This is a genomic window from Malonomonas rubra DSM 5091 (assembly GCF_900142125.1).
Taxonomy (GTDB): domain Bacteria; phylum Desulfobacterota; class Desulfuromonadia; order Desulfuromonadales; family Geopsychrobacteraceae; genus Malonomonas; species Malonomonas rubra.
In genome coordinates this window covers 1-3649 of the sequence record NZ_FQZT01000038.1, presented here as the reverse complement: position 1 = coordinate 3649, position 3649 = coordinate 1, and the positions used below count along the sequence as shown (strand labels likewise).

Genomic DNA, 3649 nt, shown 5'->3' with positions numbered 1-3649 from the left:
GGAGACCAGTCAAGGGCACCTAAGTGGACTGAGTGTTGGCCTATTAGGAAATCAGTGGACTGGCACCAGCGCACCTACCAAAACGCAATTTCCTATTTCAGCAAATCGGTCGATCTGGCCTAAAATTCCATTTCAAAAGAAATTTGGCGATTTTTGTAAAGGGACAAAGCCTCTACTAGTCCTCTATGATCTTCACATAATTGAGATTGCTGTTCGTCAAAAAAAAGCGGCCCACCTGCTATCAGGAGGCCGCTTCTAAAATTGAATCATTCCTTGGTTACTAATTACGCCAGCAACCACCCATGTGGCCAGCCATCCGGCTCATGTGTCCCGATCCCATGTGGCGACCTTGGCCCATCCTGCCCCAGTGGTTTTGATGGTCACAGCCATTGTAGCCACAGCGGAACCATGAGCCATTTCCACCAGCAATAAAGCTGCCAGCTTCTTTGTTAGCTTTGTTCAACAAGGCCCAGTACTGCTTCTCCAGATCGACAATTTCTGTTTCCAGATTCCGCAAAGCGCCAACTGTGGTGCTGTCGTTTGCACTGGCAGAGCGATATTCTTCGGTCTTGCTGTTGAGGGTGGCTTGTAGCTCATCCAGTTGCCCAGAATACTTTTCTTTCACTGCATCCAATTGTTGTTGCTCTTCGGTTGTTAGATTCGTGCTTGAATAGGCCGAACCCGAGCTATACTCGCCGCGGCAATTCCAGCAGGCAAAACTGGTCGAAGCGACAGCTAGAAATCCGACAACCAGAGTAAAAATGAGGATTTTTTGTTTCGCTGTTGTGTTGATCATAATCTTGCTCCTTTAGTGTTGATATGGGATTTAACTAGAACCGGTTGATTCAGCATTAGTTGACTGGCTCTCGTTGCAGTAAGGACAGTATGACCAGTCGTGTTCGATGATCCGGCTGCAGTTCGGACAATTGTGTTTCAGGGTGTCGCCACAATGCGGACAACGGAAGTAGGTTGCGTGAATTGCCCCTGAGCATTTCGGGCAACTAAGACCATGAGGCGCTGGTGTTGGCTGCCGTCTGAAAATCAGCCAAATGATGGCCGCAACAAAGATCACCATAAAGAAGCCCGGCATAAACCAACCGCCCATGTGCCATCCGCTCCATGCGGAACCTGGACCACAAAACATATTTTGTCCTCCTAGTATCTCGAATGTCCGCAACCACGGTAGTGGGAGTGCGCATTATCAGTGTTTGATGAGTAGTGACCATGGCCATGTCCACCCCAATGTCCCCAAGAACCACAGCCAGACAGCAGGAACAGGCCTCCCGCCAGAACGATAAGTAACAGAATAGTTTTCAGCATGATGCGCTCCTTTGTGTGATCGTTACCTAAATAAAGAGCAATGCCGGTGCCAAAACTGTAAGTTGTTGTAAATGCAGAGCTGTTGCTTTTGGAGATGGATGGGGGCGGTAAATATTTTTACTGTTTTTGCGGCCGAAACCTGACCATTGTCAAAAGTTTTGACAGCTTCAGGTCAGGCCGTATTCCTTGAGTTTGTTCTGCAGAGTCTGGCGGGTGATGGCGAGGATTTCGGCGGCACGGGTGCGGTTGTTATCGGTCTGCCGCAGGGTGGAAAGAATCAGCTCTTTCTCCATCTCTTTCAGGGTCAGTCCGGGACGGATGGCAAAGGGGCGCTCGCTGTTGTCTGCATAGGACTGACGAACCTGCACAGGCAGGTGATGAAGTGAAATCTGTTCCTCCAGGCAGAGGATCACTGCTCGTTCGATGGCATTTTCCAGCTCCCGGATGTTTCCCGGCCAGGCATAGGCCAAAAGGGCTTCCATCGCTTCCGAGCTAAAGCTGCGGATGTCTTTGCGGTTCTTGTCGCAGTACCGCTTAAGAAAATGCTCTGCCAGAGCCGGTATGTCCATCGGTCGTTTTCGCAAGGGGGGCAGGTGGAGCGGAACTACGCTGAGGCGGAAAAAGAGATCCTGTCGGAAAAGTCCTTCTTCAACCATTTGTTCCAAATTCTTGTGGGTCGCTGCAAGCAGACGAACATCGACCTTGATGGTTTTTGCGCCGCCGAGCCGTTCGAATTCTCCTTCTTGCAGCACACGCAGAATTTTCGCCTGGGTAGTTAGGCTCATATCGCCTATTTCATCGAGAAACAGGGTTCCTTTGTCGGCCAGTTCAAAGCGCCCTTTGCGTTGCTCGGCAGCACCGGTAAAAGCCCCTTTTTCATGGCCGAACAGTTCACTTTCCAAGAGATTTTCATGTAGAGCAGCACAGTTGACCTTGATAAAGGGCGCATCCTTACGCTGGCTGTTGTGATGAACCGCTCCGGCAACCAGTTCCTTGCCGGTTCCGGACTCGCCAGTGATCAGTACAGTGGCATCGGCTGGTGCAACCAGGGCCAGGGTTTCGGCCAGTTCCTGCATCGGCTGGCTGCTGCCGATCAGGTTGCCGAGGTCGAACTTCTCACCCAGCCGTTGCTTCAGGGAGCTGTTCTCCTGCTGCAGGCTGGTGAAATCGAGAGCCCGCTTGACGGTCATGCTCAAGGCGTCGCTGTCAACCGGCTTGGTCACATAGTCGAACGCCCCTTGTTTCATCGCTTCGACGGCATTTTCCACCGAGGAGAAGGCGGTAATGATAATGACCGGTAGTTCCGGCTTGTGTTTGCGGATCTCTGCCAGAGCCTCTAACCCGTCCATCCGCTGCATCTTCAGATCAAGCAGTACCAGGTCGATATGTCTCTCTCTGGCCAAATGAACTGCGACATCGCCATCATCCGCTTCGATAATTTCGTAGCCCTCGCTCCCGAGGTGGGCTTTCAGCATGGTGCGGTGAGCATTATCGTCGTCAACCAGAAGCAGGGTTTTCATAGCTTGGCTCATTCTCGCTCCTTTCGACGCGGCAGAATAATGATGATGCAGGTTCCTTCGCCGGGCTGACTATCAACCTCGATGCGGCCATGATGTTGTTCGACGATCTGCTGGACAACGGCAAGGCCAAGCCCGGTGCCATCTTTCTTGGTGGTATAGAAAGGATCGAACATTTTCGCCTGTTCATCGTTGGAAACGCCCTTACCGGTATCTTGTACCCACAGGCGAATATCTTCAGTTATTTTACCCCCGAGAAAAATACTGCCACCGGCATCGGTTGCTGCCATGCTGTTCTGTAGCAAGTTAAGCAGAACCTGTTGAAGCAGGTCTGGATCTGCGTACAGCATGAGGCCCGTTTCTGGAAGTTGCAGCGTCAGGTCAATCTGCTTATTATCGGCTTCCTCCTGGACAAAAGTCAGACACTTCTGGGCGATAGTGCCGAGGTCAATTTCGATCATTTCGGGGTCACGCGGCCTGGAGAATTGCAGCAGGGCGGAGACTGTGCGATTAAGACGATCCACCTCGCCAACCATCAAGTCGGCGTATTCCTTCGCCTGAGAATCCTGCTTGGCGTTGCGAGAAAAATACTGGGCGAAGCCCCGGAGAGTGCCGAGTGGGTTGCGGATCTCATGGGCAACCCCTGCTGCCATCTGTCCGAGCGCCGCATGGCGGCGAGAACGCTCCAAGGCATCTTCCATCGCCTTGATCTCGCGCTGGTCGCGTAGAATCAAGACCATCCCACGCAAATCTCCTTCCCGGTCACGCAAATTGGATGCACTGACCTTCAGAGGAACCGTTTCGCCATCCTG

General features: G+C 52.1%; 6 protein-coding genes. 1 reads left to right on the top strand and 5 read right to left on the bottom strand.

Features of this window, described 5'->3' with window-relative positions:
• The coding region (locus tag BUB13_RS19210; protein ID WP_208610210.1) for a hypothetical protein at positions 1 to 259 on the top strand (259 nt) is incomplete at its 5' end.
• 21 nt (positions 260 to 280) lie between these two features.
• Here the strand turns inward: BUB13_RS19210 and BUB13_RS18450 are convergent.
• The 5 genes from BUB13_RS18450 to BUB13_RS18435 all read right to left on the bottom strand — a co-directional run.
• Positions 281 to 796 carry a hypothetical protein gene (locus BUB13_RS18450; protein WP_072910227.1) on the bottom strand — a complete coding sequence of 172 codons (516 nt, stop codon included), beginning with the start codon at positions 794 to 796 and terminating at the stop codon, positions 281 to 283.
• A gap of 30 nt (positions 797 to 826) precedes the next feature.
• Positions 827 to 1075 carry a double zinc ribbon domain-containing protein gene (locus BUB13_RS19570; RefSeq protein ID WP_425269198.1) on the bottom strand — a complete coding sequence of 83 codons (249 nt, stop codon included), beginning with the start codon at positions 1073 to 1075 and terminating at the stop codon, positions 827 to 829.
• 80 nt (positions 1076 to 1155) lie between these two features.
• Positions 1156 to 1320: a YgdI/YgdR family lipoprotein gene (locus tag BUB13_RS18985; RefSeq protein ID WP_153305049.1), complete on the bottom strand. Its 165-nt coding sequence runs from the start codon at positions 1318 to 1320 to the stop codon at positions 1156 to 1158.
• A gap of 167 nt (positions 1321 to 1487) precedes the next feature.
• The gene (locus tag BUB13_RS18440) at positions 1488 to 2852 is read right to left on the bottom strand and encodes a sigma-54-dependent transcriptional regulator (RefSeq protein WP_072910225.1); all 1365 of its coding nucleotides are present in this window, start codon (positions 2850 to 2852) and stop codon (positions 1488 to 1490) included.
• Positions 2849 to 3649, bottom strand: an 801-nt coding sequence (locus BUB13_RS18435; RefSeq protein WP_208610209.1) for a two-component system sensor histidine kinase NtrB, incomplete at its 5' end; no start/stop codon positions are given. The genes BUB13_RS18435 and BUB13_RS18440, both read right to left, overlap by 4 nt.